This window comes from Gordonia sp. LMA484, assembly GCF_058129505.1.
The window spans coordinates 732234-751393 of sequence record NZ_CM176700.1; the positions used below are offsets into that span (position 1 = coordinate 732234).

The 19160-nt window shown below is 66.4% G+C and carries 12 protein-coding genes; 7 read left to right on the top strand and 5 right to left on the bottom strand.

All coding sequences use genetic code 11. The annotated features are described in order from the left end of the window. Positions 1–8 precede the first annotated feature (8 nt). From AC4AMJ_RS03275 to AC4AMJ_RS03300, 6 genes are all read left to right on the top strand, one after another. Positions 9–1391, top strand: a complete 1383-nt coding sequence (locus AC4AMJ_RS03275) for an MCE family protein (RefSeq protein ID WP_489918363.1) — start codon at positions 9–11, stop codon at positions 1389–1391. A 34-nt stretch (positions 1392–1425) separates the two neighbouring features. Next, positions 1426–2667, top strand: coding sequence for an MCE family protein (locus tag AC4AMJ_RS03280; RefSeq protein WP_489897001.1), 1242 nt, complete (start codon positions 1426–1428; stop codon positions 2665–2667). A gap of 118 nt (positions 2668–2785) precedes the next feature. Then, positions 2786–3418 carry a hypothetical protein gene (locus AC4AMJ_RS03285; RefSeq protein ID WP_489897000.1) on the top strand — a complete coding sequence of 211 codons (633 nt, stop codon included), beginning with the start codon at positions 2786–2788 and terminating at the stop codon, positions 3416–3418. Next, positions 3418–4461, top strand: a complete 1044-nt coding sequence (locus AC4AMJ_RS03290; protein ID WP_489917236.1) for a hypothetical protein — start codon at positions 3418–3420, stop codon at positions 4459–4461. The genes AC4AMJ_RS03285 and AC4AMJ_RS03290 overlap by 1 nt, the downstream gene beginning before the upstream one ends. A gap of 476 nt (positions 4462–4937) precedes the next feature. Then, positions 4938–8426 (top strand): DNA-directed RNA polymerase subunit beta, encoded by a 3489-nt coding sequence (gene rpoB, locus AC4AMJ_RS03295; RefSeq protein ID WP_489896998.1) that lies wholly within the window; start codon positions 4938–4940, stop codon positions 8424–8426. 74 nt (positions 8427–8500) lie between these two features. Next, a complete protein-coding gene (locus tag AC4AMJ_RS03300; RefSeq protein ID WP_489896997.1) occupies positions 8501–12457 on the top strand; it encodes a DNA-directed RNA polymerase subunit beta' in 3957 nt (1318 codons plus the stop codon). Positions 12458–12696: 239 nt separating this feature from the next. On the opposite strand, the gene AC4AMJ_RS03305 is transcribed toward AC4AMJ_RS03300, so the two are convergent. Further along, positions 12697–13410 (bottom strand): TetR/AcrR family transcriptional regulator, encoded by a 714-nt coding sequence (locus AC4AMJ_RS03305; RefSeq protein ID WP_489896996.1) that lies wholly within the window; start codon positions 13408–13410, stop codon positions 12697–12699. Between the two features lie 111 nt (positions 13411–13521). On the opposite strand from AC4AMJ_RS03305, the gene AC4AMJ_RS03310 reads away from it, so the two are divergent. Beyond that, positions 13522–14976, top strand: coding sequence for an MFS transporter (locus tag AC4AMJ_RS03310; protein WP_489917237.1), 1455 nt, complete (start codon positions 13522–13524; stop codon positions 14974–14976). A 32-nt stretch (positions 14977–15008) separates the two neighbouring features. Here the strand turns inward: AC4AMJ_RS03310 and AC4AMJ_RS03315 are convergent, their stop codons facing one another. The 4 genes from AC4AMJ_RS03315 to AC4AMJ_RS03330 all read right to left on the bottom strand — a co-directional run bounded on the left by AC4AMJ_RS03315 (position 15009) and on the right by AC4AMJ_RS03330 (position 19116). After that, positions 15009–15920, bottom strand: a complete 912-nt coding sequence (locus AC4AMJ_RS03315) for an AlbA family DNA-binding domain-containing protein (RefSeq protein ID WP_489917238.1) — start codon at positions 15918–15920, stop codon at positions 15009–15011. Between the two features lie 150 nt (positions 15921–16070). Beyond that, complete coding sequence (locus AC4AMJ_RS03320) at positions 16071–17195, bottom strand: amidohydrolase family protein (protein WP_489917239.1); 1125 nt, start codon at positions 17193–17195, stop codon at positions 16071–16073. A gap of 4 nt (positions 17196–17199) precedes the next feature. Continuing rightward, the gene (locus AC4AMJ_RS03325; protein ID WP_489917240.1) at positions 17200–18525 is read right to left on the bottom strand and encodes a type I glutamate--ammonia ligase; all 1326 of its coding nucleotides are present in this window, start codon (positions 18523–18525) and stop codon (positions 17200–17202) included. A 210-nt stretch (positions 18526–18735) separates the two neighbouring features. Next, entirely contained in the window at positions 18736–19116 is a 381-nt protein-coding gene (locus tag AC4AMJ_RS03330) for a VOC family protein (RefSeq protein WP_489917241.1), read from the bottom strand. Positions 19117–19160 lie beyond the last annotated feature (44 nt).

Below are 19160 nucleotides of genomic sequence, written 5' to 3' on the forward strand. Positions count from 1 at the left end.
GGAAGTTCCTGACCCGCAGGCCACTGCGCGCCGCCCTCGGCGCGGCGGTGGTGTCGATGGTGCTCGTCCTGTCTGGCTGCATGAGCAACGGAATCCAGTCCCTGCCGCTGCCGGGTGGGGTGGACACCGGCGACAACCCCCGGACCTACGAGATCCAGTTCGACGACATCCTCGATCTGGTGCCGCAGTCGATGGTCAAGATGAACGGCATCCCGGTCGGCACGGTCACCGCGATCGAGGTGCCAGACGACCAGTGGTACGCCCAGGTCAAGGTCAAGGTGAAGAACGAGGTCGACCTGTCCGACAAGGCCCGGGCCGCGGTGCAGCAGACGTCGCTGCTCGGTGAGAAGTTCATCGAACTCACCGACCCGAAGGACGCCGAGAACCTGCCCCGGCAGGACCCGGCGACACCGATCCCGCTCGACCGCACCCGCACCGCAACCGACATCGAGCAGGTGCTCGGCGCATTGTCGATGCTGCTCAACGGTGGCGGGATCAATCAGCTGCAGCCCATCGTCACCGAGCTGAACAAGGCTCTGGCCGGGTCGGTCGACCAACCGTGCGAGGTCCCGCCGAAGGGCAACAGCTGTCCCGCCTTCCGAAGCCTGCTGGAGCAGACGAACTCGTTGATCACCAGCCTCAACCGGCAGCGCGACGACATCGTCACCGCCATCGACGGTCTCGCGCGGCTGTCCACCCGGGCGTCGAACCAGAAGACGCAGATCGAGAGGATCCTCAAGGAGCTGCCCGAAGGTGTCGCGGTCCTGGAGGAGCAGCGCCCGCAGTTGGTGGACCTGCTCACCAAGCTCGACAAGCTCGGGCAGGTCGGCACCGACGTCCTCGGCAAGTCGCGCACGGCGTTGATCACCGACCTCAAGGCGTTGCGCCCGGTGCTGACCGAATTGGCGAAGGCCACCCCGGATCTCATCACCGCGGCACCGCTGATGCTGACCATTCCGTTCCCGGACTGGCTGCTGCCCGCGGTCCACGGTGACTCGACGAACCTCTTCATGACGCTCGATTTCCGGCTGCTCAACCAGCTCGAGGCACTGGGCGTCGGTCAGGGCACCCCGAAGTATTCGCCCCCGGAGCGGGTCAAGGTCCCGATCGATCCGAGCAACCCGTACGTCGGCGGGAACGGTCCGCGCTACGGGTGGCCGACGATCACGTTGCTGCCGCCGGGCCCGAACTGGAAGCCGGGACCGAACACCCCGCCGTCGGGCGGCACCTACCCGATGAACCCGGCGTCGGGGTCGGCGAAGGCGCCGACGTCGGCGAAAACCCCGGCGAAGTCGGAGAAGAGCGATGACGGACAGTTCACGTTGATGCCGCCGGCCCAGCCGGGTCAGCGGTTCATCGACGGACCGCTCAGCATGATCGGAGCACAGTGATGATCATCGTCGTGGCACGGATCGGAGCGAGCTGATGCTGTCGAAGTTCGCCAAGATCCAATTGATCGTGTTCACGGTCGTCGGCCTGCTCGCGCTGGTCTACGTCGGCGCCAAGTACGCACGTCTGGATCGGCTCGCCGGGATCGGCCAGTACACGGTGACGGCGGCGATGCCGTCGTCGGGTGGAATCTTCACCAACGCCGAGGTGACGTATCAGGGTGTGCCGGTGGGTCGGGTCGGGAAGCTGACGCTGACCAAGACCGGTGTGGATGTCGCGTTGGAGTTGAACTCCGGCGGCCCGAAGATCCCGGCGTCGGCGACCGCGGTGGTGGCGAACCGTTCCGCGATCGGTGAGCAGTACGTGGATCTGCAGCCGACGTCGGCGCAGGGGCCCTACCTGTCGGACGGGTCGGTGATCACGAAGACGTCGGTGCCGCCGCCGTTGGAGGATGTGGTGGCCTCGGCGATCGATTTCACCTCGTCGATCCCGATCGATGATCTGCACACGGTGATCACGGAGCTGGGCAAGGCGTTCAACGGTCAGGGCGAGAACCTGACGCGGTTGGTGGACTCGCTGTCGAAATTGTCGCGGTCGGGGTACGACTCGCTGGACGAGACGATCTCGTTGATCCGGAATTCGGATGTGGTGCTCTCGACGCAGGCCGAGCAGTCGGACGCGATCCTGGAATGGTCGCGGAATCTGGAGGTGGTGACCGCCACCCTGGCGTCGGCCGATCCGGATCTGCGGCGGTTACTGACGACGGGCACGGCGTCGGCGACGCAGATCTCGGCGTTGTTGCAGCAGTCGGGTGGCGACATCTCCACGGTGGTCAAGCAGTTGGCGTCCACGCTGCGCACCATCGAACCGACGAGTTATGCGACGTCGACGACGTTCGCCATGCTCTCCGCGTTGTCGGCCGGCAGCCACAGTCCGGCGCCCGGCGATGGTCAGATCCATTTCGGTGTGGTGTTGGAGACGAACAACCCGGCGGCGTGTACGCACGGTTATGAGAGCACGAACGCGATGATCCAGGAGATGAAGCGCAAGGATCCGTCGTTCGACATCCACTACGACGAGTTCCCGTTCAACACCAACGCCAAGTGCACGGTGCCGGTGGGCAACCCGACCGGTGTGCGCAGCGCCCAGCGGGCGACGTTGGCCAATCCGGCGTATCCGCAGCCGTGGGATGACATCCCGAAGAAGGACCCGGACAAGCTGAACCTGAACCCACTGGCCCGACAACTGGCCGCGCTGATGGGCGTGCGTCCCCAGTGAGGTGTTCGGTAATGATGCGCTCGGCAATGAGGCTTTTGGCAGTGAGGTGTTCGGCAGTGACGAGTGCGGTAGCGCAGCTTGGTTTTCTCTCAGGTGCCACCGGTTACAGTGACGGCCGATGACGACGAGTAACACACCGACGACCCCCACCGGGGCCGGCATCGGGCGCACGTTGGCCCTCGTGGCCGCAGTGGTCGCAGTTGTCGTGGCCGCCGGTTGCGCGGTCTGGTTCGGCTACCAGGGATACCAGGCCTACTTCGTGCAGAAGCCGATCCAGGATGCCCGCGACGGTGCCGTCGACGGCGCCGAGCAGGCCATCATCAACGTGACGACCGTGAACCCGAAGGACACGGCCGAGTGGAAGCGTCGGGTCGACGCGTCGCTGACCGGCAAGGCTCGCGAGCAGATCACGAAGCAGGACGTCAGCAACCTCAACTCGATGATCTCGCAGGCCGGACCCCAGGCCGCGACCCTGACCTCACGGCTGGTGCGCAGTGCGCCGTCGGAGGTGGACGCGGACGGCGGCTCGGCCAAGGTCCTCGTCTACGTCGCGGCGACCTCCAAACGGGAGAACGAGGCCGGCGTCACCCAGACCATGGGCTTCTCGGTCTCGATGACCAAGGTCGGCGACGACTGGAAGGCCGACAACATCGTCCCGCTCGACTCGCTGGCCTATCAGGACCCGGGCACCGCCGCAGCGGTGCCCGGCGGTGGCGGCGCCGCGCCGTCGACCACCCCGGGAGGCAACTGATGACCAACCCACGCCCCCCGCGTAAGAAGACCAACCGCAACGCCGCCCGTCGCGTCGCGGGTCACCCCCGTCCGGGCAGCTCGGCTCCTGCCGGTTCCGGCCCGGAGTCCCCAGACCTCGCCGAGGGAACCCCGGATCGCGCCGAGGGAACCCCGGATCTCGCCGACGGAACCCCGGAACCCGCCGAGGGAACCCCAGATCTCGCCGACGGAACCCCAGATCTCGCCGACGGAACCCTAGAAGCCGCCGAGGGAACCCCGGATCGCGCCGACGGAACCCCGGAAGCCGCCGACGGAACCCCGGAAGCCGCCGACGGAACCCCAGAACCCGCCGACGGAACCCCAGAACCCGCCGACGGAACCCCAGAACCCGCCGACGGAACCCCAGAACCCGCCGACGGAACCCCAGAACCCGCCGACAAGCCCAGACCGGCGGCGAAGAAACCGGTGGCGCGGGTCTCCACGCTGAGGCCCACCGACCCGGCTGCGAAGAGTGCATCCGAGTCTCAGCGCAGGCGCTCGTTCACCTCATCGACTCCCGGGTCGGGTCGCCGACGAACCATCGCCATCCTGCTCGCCGCGGCGGTGATCCTGGGCATCTTCGCCCTCATCGCCGGATTGCACCCCGGTGCGAAGATCGGCGCCAACAAGGCGTTCGTCGACCAGGCGGCGACCACCGAACTGACCTCCCAGGTGCAGAGCAAGGCCTGCAATCTGACGGTCGACACCGCGGACGTGAACAAATGGGCGGACAAGGCCCGGTCGGTGCTGACCGGAGAGGCGCGCAGCGAGTTCGACAAGTACCTGCCTCAGCAACGTGAGATCCTGCAGCAGACCAAGGCGATCGCCGACTGCCGCGTCGAATCCGTCGGCGTCGCCAATCTCAGCGGCGGCGGCGACGGTGACACCGCTCGCGTGGTCGTGAACATGATCGTCAGCCAGGAGCAGGCCGGCATCGCCGGACAGAGTGCCGCGCCGCGCTACCAGTTCGCGATGGTCAAGCAGGGCGACGACTGGTTGATCAACAAGGTCGAGGCCTTCTGACGGTCGCCCACCGAAATCCGCCCACCGAAATCCGCCCACCGAAATCCGCCCTCGGGGAGCGCGCGGCCGGCGAAATGCCGTTGCCGGGCCGCTCACGGGCGGTTTTCGGCGGGCGATCGTCGGCTCGAATGTCTGGTTGATCCCTCTGCGCAGGTAACACCCGACTTTTCTGCCGCAAATATGCGCGTAGCGCTTGACGAACGGACGTTGTCGGGCCACGCTGTCACCAGTGAATGACGTGCAGGCAGCCATCAGCGCGGAGTCGCTTCAAGACGTGACTTGACAAAGTACGTCTATTTTCTGCTACAGTTGGACGTTGCGCTGGCTGCCTCCTGTCCACTTTCCGATCCTTCCTCAGGCCACCTTTGCTGTGTGTGCTCGTGGTGATCGCCGAAATCGCAGGTGTCACCCCAGCGAACGGCCCATCAAGCCAAGCACCGAGCTAGGTAGAACACTTCGTGTTGGAAGGACGCATCTTGGCACTCGACCGCCAGTCCACCTCAACCATCCCCGGCGCGCCGAAGCGCGCATCGTTTGCAAAAATCAGTGAGCCGCTGGAGGTCCCCGGCCTCCTCGACCTGCAGCTCGATTCCTTCGAGTGGCTCGTCGGATCGCCGGAATGGCGCGCCAAGGCAATCGCCCGCGGCGACGACAACCCGACCGGCGGCCTCGAGGACATCCTCCACGAACTGTCCCCGATCGAGGACTTCTCCGGCTCGATGTCGCTGTCCTTCACCGATCCGCACTTCGACGAGGTCAAGGCCTCGGTCGAGGAGTGCAAGGACAAGGACATGACCTACGCGGCGCCGTTGTTCGTCACCGCGGAGTTCATCAACAACAACACCGGTGAGATCAAGTCGCAGACCGTCTTCATGGGCGACTTCCCGATCATGACCGACAAGGGCAGCTTCATCATCAACGGCACCGAGCGTGTCGTGGTGAGCCAGCTCGTGCGCAGCCCCGGCGTCTACTTCGATGCGAACATCGACAAGACCACCGAGAAGACCCTGCACACCGTCAAGGTGATCCCCGGCCGTGGTGCTTGGCTGGAGTTCGACGTCGACAAGCGTGACACCGTCGGCGTCCGCATCGACCGCAAGCGTCGTCAGCCGGTCACCGTGCTGCTCAAGGCGCTGGGCCTGACCACCGAAGAGATCAGCGAGCGCTTCGGCTTCTCCGAGATCATGATGTCGACCCTGGAGAAGGACAACACCGCCAACCAGGACGAGGCGCTGCTCGAGGTCTACCGCAAGCTGCGTCCGGGCGAGCCGCCGACCAAGGAGTCCGCGGAGAACCTTCTGGAGAACCTGTTCTTCAAGGAGAAGCGCTACGACCTGGCCCGTGTCGGCCGCTACAAGGTCAACAAGAAGCTCGGTCTGACCGCGAACCCGATGACCGGCGACTCGGTTCTCACCCGTGAGGACATCGTCGCGACCGTCGAGTACCTGGTGCGTCTGCACGAGGCCGATCCGCACGCCACCACCTACATGACCGTCCCCGGCGGCGTCGAGGTCCCCGTCGAGGTCGACGACATCGACCACTTCGGCAACCGTCGTCTGCGTACCGTCGGCGAGCTGATCCAGAACCAGATCCGTGTGGGTCTGTCTCGTATGGAGCGAGTCGTGCGTGAGCGCATGACCACCCAGGACGTCGAGGCGATCACCCCGCAGACCCTGATCAACATCCGTCCCGTGGTGGCGGCGATCAAGGAGTTCTTCGGAACCAGCCAGCTGTCGCAGTTCATGGACCAGAACAACCCGCTGTCGGGTCTGACCCACAAGCGTCGTCTGTCGGCGCTGGGCCCCGGCGGTCTGTCCCGTGAGCGTGCCGGCCTCGAGGTCCGCGACGTCCACCCGTCGCACTACGGCCGTATGTGCCCGATCGAGACCCCTGAGGGTCCGAACATCGGTCTGATCGGTTCGCTGTCGGTGTACGCGCGGGTCAACCCGTTCGGTTTCATCGAGACCCCGTACCGCAAGGTCGTCGACGGTGTCGTCACCGACGACGTCAAGTACCTGACCGCCGACGAAGAGGATCGCTACCTCGTCGGCCAGGCCAACACCAACTACGCACTCGACGGTCGCATCACCGACGAGCGCGTGCTGGTTCGCAAGAAGGGCTCCGAGGTGGAGTTCGTCAGCGCGAACGAGGTCGACTACCTCGACGTCTCGCCGCGCCAGATGGTGTCGGTCGCGACCGCGATGATCCCGTTCCTCGAGCACGACGACGCGAACCGCGCCCTCATGGGTGCGAACATGCAGCGTCAGGCCGTGCCGCTGGTCCGTAACGAGTCGCCGCTGGTCGGCACCGGTATGGAGCTGCGTGCCGCGGTCGACGCCGGTGACGTCGTGGTGTCCGAGAAGACCGGTGTGGTCGAGGAGGTCTCCGCCGACTACATCACCGTGATGTCCGACGACGGCAGCCGCGACACCTACCGGATGCGCAAGTTCGCTCGCTCGAACCACGGCACCTGCGCCAACCAGCGTCCGATCGTGGACGAGGGGCAGCGCGTCGAGACCGGCCAGGTCCTCGCCGACGGTCCGTGCACCGAGAGCGGCGAGATGGCCCTCGGCAAGAACCTGCTCGTGGCGATCATGCCGTGGGAAGGCCACAACTACGAGGACGCGATCATCCTGAGCCAGCGGCTCGTGGAGGAGGACACCCTCACCTCGATCCACATCGAGGAGCACGAGATCGACGCCCGCGACACCAAGCTCGGTGCCGAGGAGATCACCCGGGACATCCCGAACGTCTCCGACGAGGTCCTCGCCGACCTCGACGAGCGCGGCATCGTGCGTATCGGTGCCGAGGTCCGTGACGGCGACATCCTGGTCGGCAAGGTCACCCCGAAGGGTGAGACCGAGCTGACCCCGGAGGAGCGTCTGCTCCGCGCGATCTTCGGTGAGAAGGCGCGCGAGGTCCGTGACACCTCCCTCAAGGTGCCGCACGGCGAGACCGGCAAGGTCATCGGCGTCCGCGTCTTCAGCCGCGACGACGACGACGATCTGGCTCCCGGCGTGAACGAGCTCGTGCGTGTGTACGTGGCCCAGAAGCGCAAGATCCAGGACGGCGACAAGCTGGCCGGCCGTCACGGCAACAAGGGCGTCATCGGCAAGATCCTCCCGGCCGAGGACATGCCGTTCCTGCCCGACGGCACCCCCGTCGACATCATCCTGAACACCCACGGTGTGCCGCGTCGTATGAACATCGGCCAGATCCTGGAGACCCACCTCGGTTGGGTCGCCAAGGCCGGCTGGAACATCAACGTCGCCAACGGTGTGCCCGACTGGGCGTCCAAGCTGCCCGAGGACATGTACTCGGCGGAGCCGGACACCAACACCGCCACCCCGGTGTTCGACGGTGCTCGCGAAGAGGAACTGCAGGGTCTGCTGTCCTCGACGCTGCCGAACCGTGACGGTGAGGTGATGGTCAACGGCGACGGCAAGGCGACGCTGTTCGACGGTCGTTCCGGCGAGCCGTTCCCGTACCCGGTGTCGGTCGGCTACATGTACATCATCAAGCTGCACCACCTGGTCGACGACAAGATCCACGCGCGTTCGACCGGTCCGTACTCGATGATCACGCAGCAGCCGCTCGGCGGTAAGGCGCAGTTCGGTGGTCAGCGCTTCGGTGAGATGGAGTGCTGGGCCATGCAGGCCTACGGCGCCGCCTACACACTGCAGGAGCTGCTCACCATCAAGTCGGACGACGTGGTCGGCCGAGTGAAGGTCTACGAGGCGATCGTCAAGGGCGAGAACATCCCGGAGCCGGGAATCCCCGAGTCGTTCAAGGTTCTGCTCAAGGAGCTGCAGTCGCTCTGCCTCAACGTGGAGGTGCTCAGCTCCGACGGCGCGGCCATCGAGATGCGCGACACCGACGACGAGGATCTCGAGCGTGCTGCGGCAAACCTGGGAATCAACCTGTCGCGCAACGAATCCGCGACGGTCGACGACCTGGCCAACTGATGCGGTCGCAAGCTCCCGCATGGGCCAACTGACCCCACCGACGATCAACTGACAGAGCTCTCGAAAGGTAACAAGTGCTCGACGTCAATTACTTCGACGAACTGAAGATCGGTCTTGCGACGGCCGATGACATCCACAACTGGTCGTACGGTGAGGTCAAGAAGCCGGAGACCATCAACTACCGCACGCTCAAGCCGGAGAAGGACGGACTCTTCTGCGAGAAGATCTTCGGACCGACCCGCGACTGGGAGTGCTACTGCGGTAAGTACAAGCGCGTCCGCTTCAAGGGCATCATCTGTGAGCGCTGCGGCGTCGAGGTGACCCGCGCCAAGGTGCGTCGTGAGCGGATGGGCCACATCGAGCTGGCCGCCCCGGTCACCCACATCTGGTACTTCAAGGGTGTGCCGAGCCGGCTCGGCTATCTGCTCGACCTGGCGCCGAAGGATCTCGAGAAGATCATCTACTTCGCCGCCTACGTCATCACGTCGGTCGACGACGAGCTGCGCCATGCGGAGCTGTCGACCCGTGAGGCCGAGATGGAGGTCGAGAAGAAGGCCGTCGCCGATCAGCGTGACGTCGACCTGAACGAGCGTCAGCAGAAGCTCGAGGCCGACCTCGCCGAGCTGGAGGCCGAGGGGGCCAAGGCCGACGTGCGCCGCAAGGTGCGCGACGGTGCCGAGCGCGAGATGCGCCGCATGCGCGATCAGGCCCAGCGTCAGCTCGACGACCTCGAGGAGATCTGGGACCGCTTCGTCAAGCTGAGCCCGGGCGAGCTGATCATCGACGAGAAGCTCTACCGTCAGCTCGACGAGCGTTTCGGCGAGTACTTCGCCGGCGCCATGGGTGCCGAGGCGATCAAGAAGCTCCTGGAGAACTTCGACATCGACGCCGAGGCCGATTCGCTGCGCGAGACCATCCGCAGCGGAAAGGGCCAGAAGAAGCTGCGTGCGCTCAAGCGACTCAAGGTCGTCGCGGCGTTCCAGCAGTCGGGCAACTCGCCGCTGGGCATGGTCCTCGACGCCGTGCCGGTGATCCCGCCGGAGCTGCGTCCGATGGTGCAGCTCGACGGTGGCCGCTTCGCGACCTCCGACCTCAACGACCTGTACCGCCGTGTCATCAACCGCAACAACCGCCTCAAGCGACTGATCGACCTCGGAGCCCCCGAGATCATCGTCAACAACGAGAAGCGGATGCTGCAGGAGTCGGTCGACGCCCTCTTCGACAACGGCCGCCGCGGGCGTCCGGTCACCGGACCGGGCAACCGTCCGCTGAAGTCGCTGAGCGATCTGCTCAAGGGCAAGCAGGGTCGTTTCCGTCAGAACCTCCTCGGCAAGCGTGTCGACTACTCGGGCCGTTCGGTCATCGTGGTCGGCCCGCAGCTCAAGCTGCACCAGTGCGGTCTGCCGAAGCTGATGGCGCTCGAGCTGTTCAAGCCGTTCGTGATGAAGCGTCTCGTCGACCTGAACCAGGCGCAGAACATCAAGTCGGCCAAGCGCATGGTCGAGCGTCAGCGCCCCGCCGTGTGGGACGTCCTCGAAGAGGTCATCGCCGAGCACCCGGTTCTGCTGAACCGTGCGCCGACGCTGCACCGCCTCGGTATCCAGGCCTTCGAGCCGCAGCTGGTGGAAGGCAAGGCCATCCAGCTGCACCCGCTGGTCTGTGAGGCGTTCAACGCCGACTTCGACGGTGACCAGATGGCCGTGCACCTTCCGCTGTCCGCGGAGGCGCAGGCCGAGGCGCGCATTCTCATGCTGTCGTCGAACAACATCCTGTCGCCGGCCTCGGGTCGCCCGCTGGCCATGCCGCGTCTGGACATGGTGACCGGTCTGTACTACCTGACCACTCTCAAGGAGGGTGCGGCAGGCGAGTACTCGGCCGCCACCACCGACGACGTCGAGCGCGGTGTGTACTCGACCCCGGCCGAGGCCATCATGGCCGTCGACCGCGGCGCGCTCACCGTGCAGTCGCAGATCAAGGTGCGGCTGACCGATCAGCGTCCGCCGGCCGAGATCGAGGCCGAGCAGTTCCCCGACGGCTGGAAGTACGGTCAGCCGTGGGACATCGAGACCACGCTGGGTCGTGTGCTGTTCAACGAGCTGCTCCCGGTGGAGTACCCGTTCGTCAACGAGCAGATGCCGAAAAAGCGTCAGGCCGTGATCATCAACGATCTCGCCGAGCGGTATCCGATGATCGTGGTCGCGCAGACCGTCGACAAGCTCAAGGACGTCGGCTTCTACTGGGCCACCCGCTCGGGTGTGACCGTGTCGATGGCCGACGTGCTCGTGCCGCCGGCCAAGGCAGAGATCCTCGACAAGTACGAGGAGCGGGCCGATGGTCTGGAGCGCAAGTTCCAGCGCGGTGCGTTGACGCCGGAAGAGCGTCGTGACGCTCTGGTGGAGATCTGGAAGCAGGCCACCGAAGAGGTCGGCCAGGCGATGGAGGCCCACTACCCGGACGACAACCCGATCCCGATGATCGTGAAGTCGGGTGCCGCGGGCAACATGACCCAGATCCGCTCGCTGGCGGGCATGAAGGGTCTGGTGACCAACCCGAAGGGTGAGTTCATCCCGCGTCCGATCAAGTCCTCGTTCCGTGAGGGCCTGACCGTGGCGGAGTACTTCATCAACACCCACGGTGCCCGTAAGGGTCTGGCCGACACCGCACTGCGTACCGCCGACTCGGGTTACCTGACCCGTCGTCTGGTGGACGTCAGCCAGGACGTCATCGTTCGCGAGACCGACTGCCAGACCGAGCGTGGCATCACCACGACGATCGCCGAGAAGCAGGCCGACGGCACGATGATCCGCGATGCGCATGTGGAGACCTCCACCTACGCGCGGACCCTGGCCGCCGACGCCCTCGACGAGAACGGCAACGTGATCGTCGAGCGTGGACACGACCTGGGCGACCCGGCCATCGAGGCTCTGCTCGCGGCCGGCATCACGCAGGTCAAGGTGCGCTCGGTGCTCACCTGTGCCACCGGCACCGGTGTGTGTGCGCACTGCTACGGACGGTCGATGGCCACCGGCAAGCTCGTCGACATCGGCGAGGCCGTCGGTATCATCGCGGCCCAGTCGATCGGTGAGCCCGGTACCCAGCTGACGATGCGTACCTTCCACCAGGGTGGCGTCGGTGAGGACATCACCGGTGGTCTGCCGCGTGTGCAGGAGCTCTTCGAGGCTCGTGTGCCCAAGGGCGTCGCTCCGATCGCCGAGGTGTCCGGACGGATTCGCCTCGAAGACGACGACCGCTTCTACAAGATCACCGTCATCCCCGATGACGGCTCGGAAGAGGTTGTCTACGACAAGATCTCGAAGCGCCAGCGTCTGCGTGTGTTCAAGCACGACGACGGCAGCGAGCGTCTGCTCGCCGACGGTGACCACGTGGAGGTCGGCCAGCAGCTCATGGAGGGCTCGGCCAACCCGCACGAGGTGCTGCGCGTGATGGGACCCCGTCAGGTGCAGATCCACCTGGTCAACGAGGTCCAGGAGGTCTACCGCAGCCAGGGTGTGTCGATCCACGACAAGCACATCGAGACCATCGTGCGTCAGATGCTGCGTCGCGTGACGATCATCGACTCCGGTGCCACCGAGTTCCTGCCCGGTTCGCTCACCGAGCGGTCGGACTTCGAGTCGGAGAACCGTCGCGTCGTGACCGAGGGTGGCGAGCCCGCCGCCGGACGTCCGGTGCTGATGGGTATCACCAAGGCATCGTTGGCCACCGAGTCGTGGCTGTCGGCGGCGTCGTTCCAGGAGACCACGCGTGTCCTGACCGATGCGGCCATCAACAGCCGCAGCGACAAGCTGATCGGTCTCAAGGAGAACGTGATCATCGGTAAGCTGATCCCGGCCGGTACCGGCATCAACCGGTACCGCAACATCCAGGTTCAGCCGACCGAAGAAGCACGTGCCGCGGCCTACGCGGTGCCGTCCTACGACGACACCTACTACAGCCCGGACGGCACCTTCGGTGCCCCCGCCGGCGCTGCGGTGCCGCTGGACGACTACGGCTTCTCCAACGACTACCGGTAGGCATCTTCGCTGATCGAGTAGCCCGAGGCGCCAGCCGAGGACTGAGCTCGCTGATCGAGTAGCCCGAGGCGCCAGCCGAGGGCGTATCGAGATCACGTAAGCCGAAACCACGAACGGCCCCCGCACTTTCGAGTGCGGGGGCCGTTCTGCGTCTGCCCGGTTCTTCCTCCCGCTTTTCGTGGATTCCCCGAAAACTGCTGGGGAACGAAACAAGAAGCGACAGAAGAAGTCTCGGAACCTTAGGCCTCGTTCGCGGCGGTGCGGGCCGCCTGTAGGCGAATCCCCTCCAACAGCAACTCGAGCCCGGCCCGGAACTGGTCGATGTCCTCGTGGCCGTCGAACTCGTCGACGATGTAGTGCATGAACGGGTAGCTCTGTACGTCGAGTGCTCGCCATTGATCGGCGATCCCGTGCAGATAGGTCGTGGCCTCCACGGTTCCGGTGAGCACCTCCTCGGGGGGCTCCTGGCCCAGGTCGGCGGCCACGCCGATGACGTACCCGAGGACGGCCGACACCGCGTGAAAGCTCTGTCGGGGTGAGAGATCCAGGCGCATCACCTGCTCGCCGAGCCGTTCGTAAAGGACCAGGGCGTTGGATTGGATCGTGGTGTTGCGCATGAAGTACGCGGCGAGCCAGGGTCGCTCCGCGATCGCCGAGAAGACGGTCACCGCGATGCCCCGGATGTTGTCGATCGGATCGCCGCCGTCGTCGAAGAACTTCTCGGCGTCGGTGAGCATTGTCGCCACCACGTGGTCGGTGGCGCGGTCGAGCAGTTCGTCCTTGTTGGAGACGTACCAGTAGATACTGCCGACGCCACCGCCGAGCCGGGCTGCCAGGGCCCGGAAGGTCAGGGCCGGTTCGCCGGACTCGTCCAACAGGGCGACGGCTGCCTCCACGACGGCTTCCAGTGAATGCGAGACGCGCCGTCGGGTGCCGCGTCGTTCGGGTGCCATGACGTCTATCCCATCACATCGGCACAATCACGCTTGCGTCGGACCGAACGGCGTTCTATTCTCGAACCATGTTCGAAACTCGAACAACGTTCGATGAAAGGAGGTGCTGCGATGATCTCGGCAACTGAAACTGTTCCGGCCCGTACCTACGGGTCGCTGCGCGCCGCGTGGATTCCGCTCGCGGCCCTGTGTCTGGCCTTCTTCGTGGAGATGGTCGACAACACCCTGCTCACCATCGCCCTGCCGACGATCGGTCGTGACCTCGGCAGCGGTACCACCGCACTGCAGTGGGTTACCGGGGCGTACTCGCTCACGTTCGGCGGCCTGCTGCTGACGGCCGGTTCGGCGGCCGACCGACTCGGTCGGCGTCGCGTACTGCTCATCGGTTTGGCTGCGTTCGGCTTGATCAGCCTCGCGGTCGTCTTCGTGCACTCCGCAGGGCAGCTGATCGCGCTCCGTGCCGCCCTCGGCGTCGCCGCCGCCGCGATGGCGCCGATCACCAACTCGCTGGTCTTCCGACTGTTCGAGTCAGAACAGCTGCGGATGCGTGCGATGACCATCATGATCGTCGTCGGCATGAGTGGCTTCATCCTCGGTCCGCTGCTCGGCGGCACCGCGCTGGCCCACGTCAGTTGGGAGTGGCTGCTGGTGGTCAATGCGCCGATCGCGCTCATCGCGTGGATCGGGGTGCGTCTGGGAGTGCCGGCCGATCGCCGGGAGGACCTGACCGCTGACCGGCTGGACCTGCCCGGCGCGGTGCTGAGCATCGCCACCATCGGCCTGGCGTGCTACATGCTGACCAGCGGGGTGGAGCACGGCTGGGCCTCGATCGCGACGGTGGCCTGCGCACTGGGCGCCGTGGCCGCGCTTGTCGCCTTCATCTGGCATGAGCGTCGGACCCCGCAGCCGATGCTGGATCTGACCATCTTCACCTCCGGCACCGTGCGGGGCGCGGCCATCGCACAGGTCGGGACCTCGATCGCGATGGCCGGGGTGATGTTCGGTCTGATCCTGCACTTCCAGTACGCCTACGGGTGGAGCCCGATGAAGGCCGGTCTGGCGAACCTGCCGATGATCGTCACGATGATCGCGGCGACTCCCATTTCCGAGGGCCTGGCCAGGCGGTTCGGGCACCGGATCGCCTGCCTGGTCGGTGCGGTTCTGCTGGCCGGTTCGCTGGCCGGACTCGCGTGGGGCGTCGACCACGGCTACCTGGCGATCGCGGTCTTCATGGTGACCCTGACCATCGGCCTGCGCACGGTCATGACGATCTGTGCGGTCGCTCTGGTCGCGGCCATGCCCGAGAACCGGACCTCGATCGGTGCGGCGCTCAACGACACCGCGCAAGAGGTCGGGACCAGCGTCGGCACCGCCGTCGTCGGCACACTGATCGCCGCGCTGGTGACCGTGAGTCTGCCGACCGGGATCTGGAGCACCGACCTGGTGACGTCGTTCTTCCATGGTGAGCGGATCACCTACGCGGTCCTGGCGGTGATCGTGGGAATCGTCGCGGGATGGGGTGCGCTCACGCTCACCGATTCGCGCGCCACCGAAGAACCTCACTGATCCTTCCGAGCCGGAGCCGTCGGCAAATCAGGTCAGCGGTCGACCGACGAGCGGACGGCGGCCCGCACCTGGGCGGCGATGGCCGCGCCGGCGCTCAGCGGCCAACGGTTCATGATGTAGTCGGCGGCCTGGTCGACGGTGAGCTGGCGAGTGGAATTGCCGCTGCGCACCCAGAACTCGGGCGACGCGTTCTTGCCGGATCGCAGGTAGACCGGTCGCGGCGACGGCGAGCAGCCGACCCGGCAGACCGGTCGCGGGCCGTCGGCGGTCGCGACGTCCTCGATGGTGATGCGGACCGAGGCCGCCGTGGTCTGGCCGAGGGTGGTGGTGAACAGGTCGCGCAACCACAACTCGAAGCGATCCGCATCGGGCACCTTGAGTGTCGCGTAGTCGGCGTCGAGTCCAAGCGCGGTGCCGTCGTCGTCGACGCCGATCAGGAGTGTGCCGCCGCGGGCGTTGAGGAAGGCCGACACCGTCTTGACGATGACATGCTCCATCCGGGCGTCCTTCTCGCCGGAACGCAGGTTGATCCGCGCGGTCGACTTGAACTCGACGCGCTCGGATTCGCCGGCGGCCATGAGGTCGGTGACCGGGGAATGGCGCTGACGCTGGAACCGTGCGGTGACGAGCCCGTAGAGACCGACGGACACGATCGAACTGACCAGCCCGAGCGCGATGGTGACGCCGCTCCACACCCGCAAGGTCGGGTCGATCAGACCGGCGATCATGAAGCCCACGGCGGAACCCAGGATCGCGACCACCATGGATGTTGTGGTGTTCAGTCGGGCACGTCCGCGCAGCAAGACCCGGGCGGTGCCGCCGAACAACCACGCCAGCACCAGCACCGCCACCAGCGCACCGGCGGTGATCCACACCGGAACCCCGACCTCCAGGACCTTCTGCGCCGGCCCGTCTGCCACGACGAGCGTCACTGGTTCGTTCACGGTCACAAGTATGTCGAAGCGGACATCGTGCGCTACGGCGGAGGTGGGCGGGGACTGCGTACGTCGGTATCCGCGCATCCACTGCGCATCCGCGCGTGTCGCGACACGCGCGGATGCGCGCTCGGTGCGCGGTTGTTCGGGGCGGCGCCCTCAGCCACGTGACCCCAACCCGTATACCCGCCGCGCATTCTGAGACCCGATGAGCTCGCTGATCCGCAGCGCGTCATCGACGCTCCACGCACCGTTATCGACGAACCCCTGCAGTACCGTGGCCAGCCCGTCCCGCCACAGCCGCGCGCCGAGGTAGTGCAGCTCGGCGGGACCGAACCCGTCCGAGGAGTACAGGACCTTGCGGAACGGGGCGAGCTCGAGAATGCGGGCGATGAGCTCGGGGGAGCGGGCGCCGAGGTGGTGCACGGCCAGCCCGACGTCGACGTAGACGTTGCTGAACGCCTGCGCCAGATACCCGGCCTCACGCTCGAACGGGTAGCTGTGGAGCAACATCACCGGGGTGTCGCCGCTGGCCCGGAGAAAGTCCAGCAGCAACAGGGGATTGGTGCGATGCAGGTCGGCGTCGCGATCGCCGAGCCCGACATGGACCTGCAGCGGCTTGCCCAGGCGCAGACCTCGATGCAGGCCGAAACGCAGCAGGGTGCGGTCGGTCAGCCGCCGGCCGCCGACGTCACGCCATCGTCGGGCCGCCTCTTCGACGTCCCGCGACTCCGGATCGGACAGGTCGCCGTCGAAACCGCCGCGATAGGCGAGGATCGTCTTGGTGCCGACCGCGGTCCGGGCACGGTCGGCGAGGAGCTCGTCGAACGCGTCGGCGTATCGGCGACCCATCACGACGGCTTCCTCGGCGATGGACTCGAGTCGAATCACCTCGTGGGCCGCCGACCCTGCGAGCCGACTCAGTGTGTCCGGGTCGACGACACCGGGTAGTCCGGTGTCGACGATCCAGTCGCCGACACCGGCCGCAGACAGGAAACGCTGTGCGACATCGGGTTCGGCGAACTCACACCGACGTCGCCAGTACGCGTCCGCTGACTCGTGCGGGTCCAGCCCGAGTATCGGTGCGCACCACCGTCGCACCGCGAAGCCGATCTGGGAATCGAACGGGGCGTCGTCGGCGCAGAGCGCACCGGTGTTCCCTTCATTGAGTGCGCTCTCGAAGCGTGTGCGGTCGACATCGTCGATCCAACAACCGTGGACGTGATGGTCGACGAGGGCGAGATGGGCGATGTGTTCCGCGACCCTGCCCGCAGCCGCCGTCATGCCCTCAGACGCTCCACGCCAACCGGAACCGGTCGGTCAGCGTCTGCGGGGTGTGATCGGGGAAGTGCGTGACCTCGTAACGGCGAACGGCGACGAGCGCATCGACGGCCCGATCGCCGAGGACGCCGCGCAGCCGGGTCGACGATTCCATGGTGTCGACGATCCGCCGCTGATCGTCGGACAACCCGCGGATGCCGGCGGCATCACGCTCCTGCGACGTCATGGTGCCCGGATCGACGGTGACCTCCGCCGGCAGCGGTATCCGCCCGGCGATTCCGGCAAGGGAAGCACCGAGGATGGCCGCGGTCGCGAAATACACGTTCGCCGACGGATCGATCGCCTTCACCTCCACGTTGGCGCCCCGTGGACTTGCCGGTCCGGCCTGGATCAGCCGGACCGCGGCCTCCCGGTTCTCCACGCCCCAGCACGCGAAGGCGCCGGCCCACTGCCCGGGCAGCATCCGCAACCCCGACACCGCGGACCCGCACAGCACGCCCTGCAGGTCGACCATGGTGTCGACGATGCCCGCCACCGCATGCTCTCCGTCGGTCGTCATCCCGGCGGTCCCCGAACCCCCGGAGAACACCGGGTCATCGCCGCGATGCAGCGAGATGTGTTGGTGGGCGCCGCAACCCACCCCGTCGGCAAACGGTTTCGGGGAGAAGCTCACCCGCATCCCGTGCCGTCGGGCCACCCGGCCGAGGACGATCCGGGTCACCACGAGCTGATCGGCCGCGGCGATCGGATCACGGGGTTCGATCGACATCTCGAACTGCAGCTGACCGTATTCGGGATGGAACTGTTCGACGCCGACCCCGGCGGCCCGGCAGTCGGCGAGCACATCGCGCACGAACTCCTCGTGCTCGAACACGCCCGCCGCGCCATATTGGGCCCACAGGTGTGACGGCAGACGGGCGCCGTCCGGGCCGACCAGCACGAACTCGAGTTCGTGCCCGACGAGCGCATGCAGACCGGCCTCGGCGAGCGCGTCGACCACCCGGCGCAACGTGCCCCGCGAGCACTGCGGCACCGGCGCCCCAGCCTGGTCATAGAACTCACCGGGCGCCCAGGCGAGCGTCGGGTCGAGGGTCCGCATCGCGTCGAGGTCCACCCGGATCCGCTGGTCGCCGACGACCCCGATGGCGTCGGTGAACGCGATACCCACCTGGTCGACGGCGAAGGCATGCCAGGTCGGGCTCGCGCCGAGACCCGTTGACGCGAAGACAGGTACGCGGGTCTGCGGCACGGTTTTGGCGAGGATCAGGCCCGCCGGATTGACGATTGTGCCGATCAACACGGTCGGCTCGGAACCCGGAAAGCCCGATTGCATACCTCACAGTGTCGTGCCCCCGCGCCGCCGCCGCATGCGAATGGCGCACGCAACATCCGCGCTCGCCGCCGGAGGGCCCGCGCCTGCACAACGCGGGCCGTCTCGGTTCACGCGGCCCGTCGACGGCCCGCGCGGACCGATCCGGCCCGCGCTGACCGATCCGGCCCGCGCTCGCCTACGCGACCTGCGTTCCGCGGAACGTCGAGATCGTCAGCCCTGGGATTCGTACCGGTACGGCAGGTATTGCACGTTCCAGTGGTTGCCGTCGGGGTCGTCGAAGTAGACGAAATGACCCCATGCCTGCTCGTCGACGTCGCTGACCTCGACACCGGCGTCGAGGAGGTGCTTTCGGGCGGCGTTGATGTCGGAGACACACAGCATCAGCGGGCCGACGTTCGCGGGAGCGCCATCGACGATGCCTTTGCCGAAGGCGATCGAGCAGCCGGACCCGGGTGGCGTCATCTGGACGAACCGGATGTCGTCGGTCGGCGATTGATCGTGATCGGGGTTGAACCCGATCCGGGAGTAGAAGTCCTTGGCGCGGTCGACGTCGGTCACCGGCAGAAACGCGACCTCGAGTGTCCAGTCCATGATGATCCCTCTCTTTTCGAGTTGGTGAAACCTTCTGATACGAG

What these genes read in the sequence shown, in the direction of transcription:
- AC4AMJ_RS03320 (WP_489917239.1), bottom strand. Translation starts at nt 17,195, where the DNA reads ATGACGGCGGCTGCGGGCAGGGTCGCGGAACACATCGCCCATCTCGCC.
- AC4AMJ_RS03280 (WP_489897001.1), top strand. Translation starts at nt 1,426, where the DNA reads ATGCTGTCGAAGTTCGCCAAGATCCAATTGATCGTGTTCACGGTCGTC.
- AC4AMJ_RS03325 (WP_489917240.1), bottom strand. Translation starts at nt 18,525, where the DNA reads ATGCAATCGGGCTTTCCGGGTTCCGAGCCGACCGTGTTGATCGGCACA.
- AC4AMJ_RS03285 (WP_489897000.1), top strand. Translation starts at nt 2,786, where the DNA reads ATGACGACGAGTAACACACCGACGACCCCCACCGGGGCCGGCATCGGG.
- AC4AMJ_RS03290 (WP_489917236.1), top strand. Translation starts at nt 3,418, where the DNA reads ATGACCAACCCACGCCCCCCGCGTAAGAAGACCAACCGCAACGCCGCC.
- AC4AMJ_RS03305 (WP_489896996.1), bottom strand. Translation starts at nt 13,410, where the DNA reads ATGGCACCCGAACGACGCGGCACCCGACGGCGCGTCTCGCATTCACTG.
- AC4AMJ_RS03310 (WP_489917237.1), top strand. Translation starts at nt 13,522, where the DNA reads ATGATCTCGGCAACTGAAACTGTTCCGGCCCGTACCTACGGGTCGCTG.
- AC4AMJ_RS03330 (WP_489917241.1), bottom strand. Translation starts at nt 19,116, where the DNA reads ATGGACTGGACACTCGAGGTCGCGTTTCTGCCGGTGACCGACGTCGAC.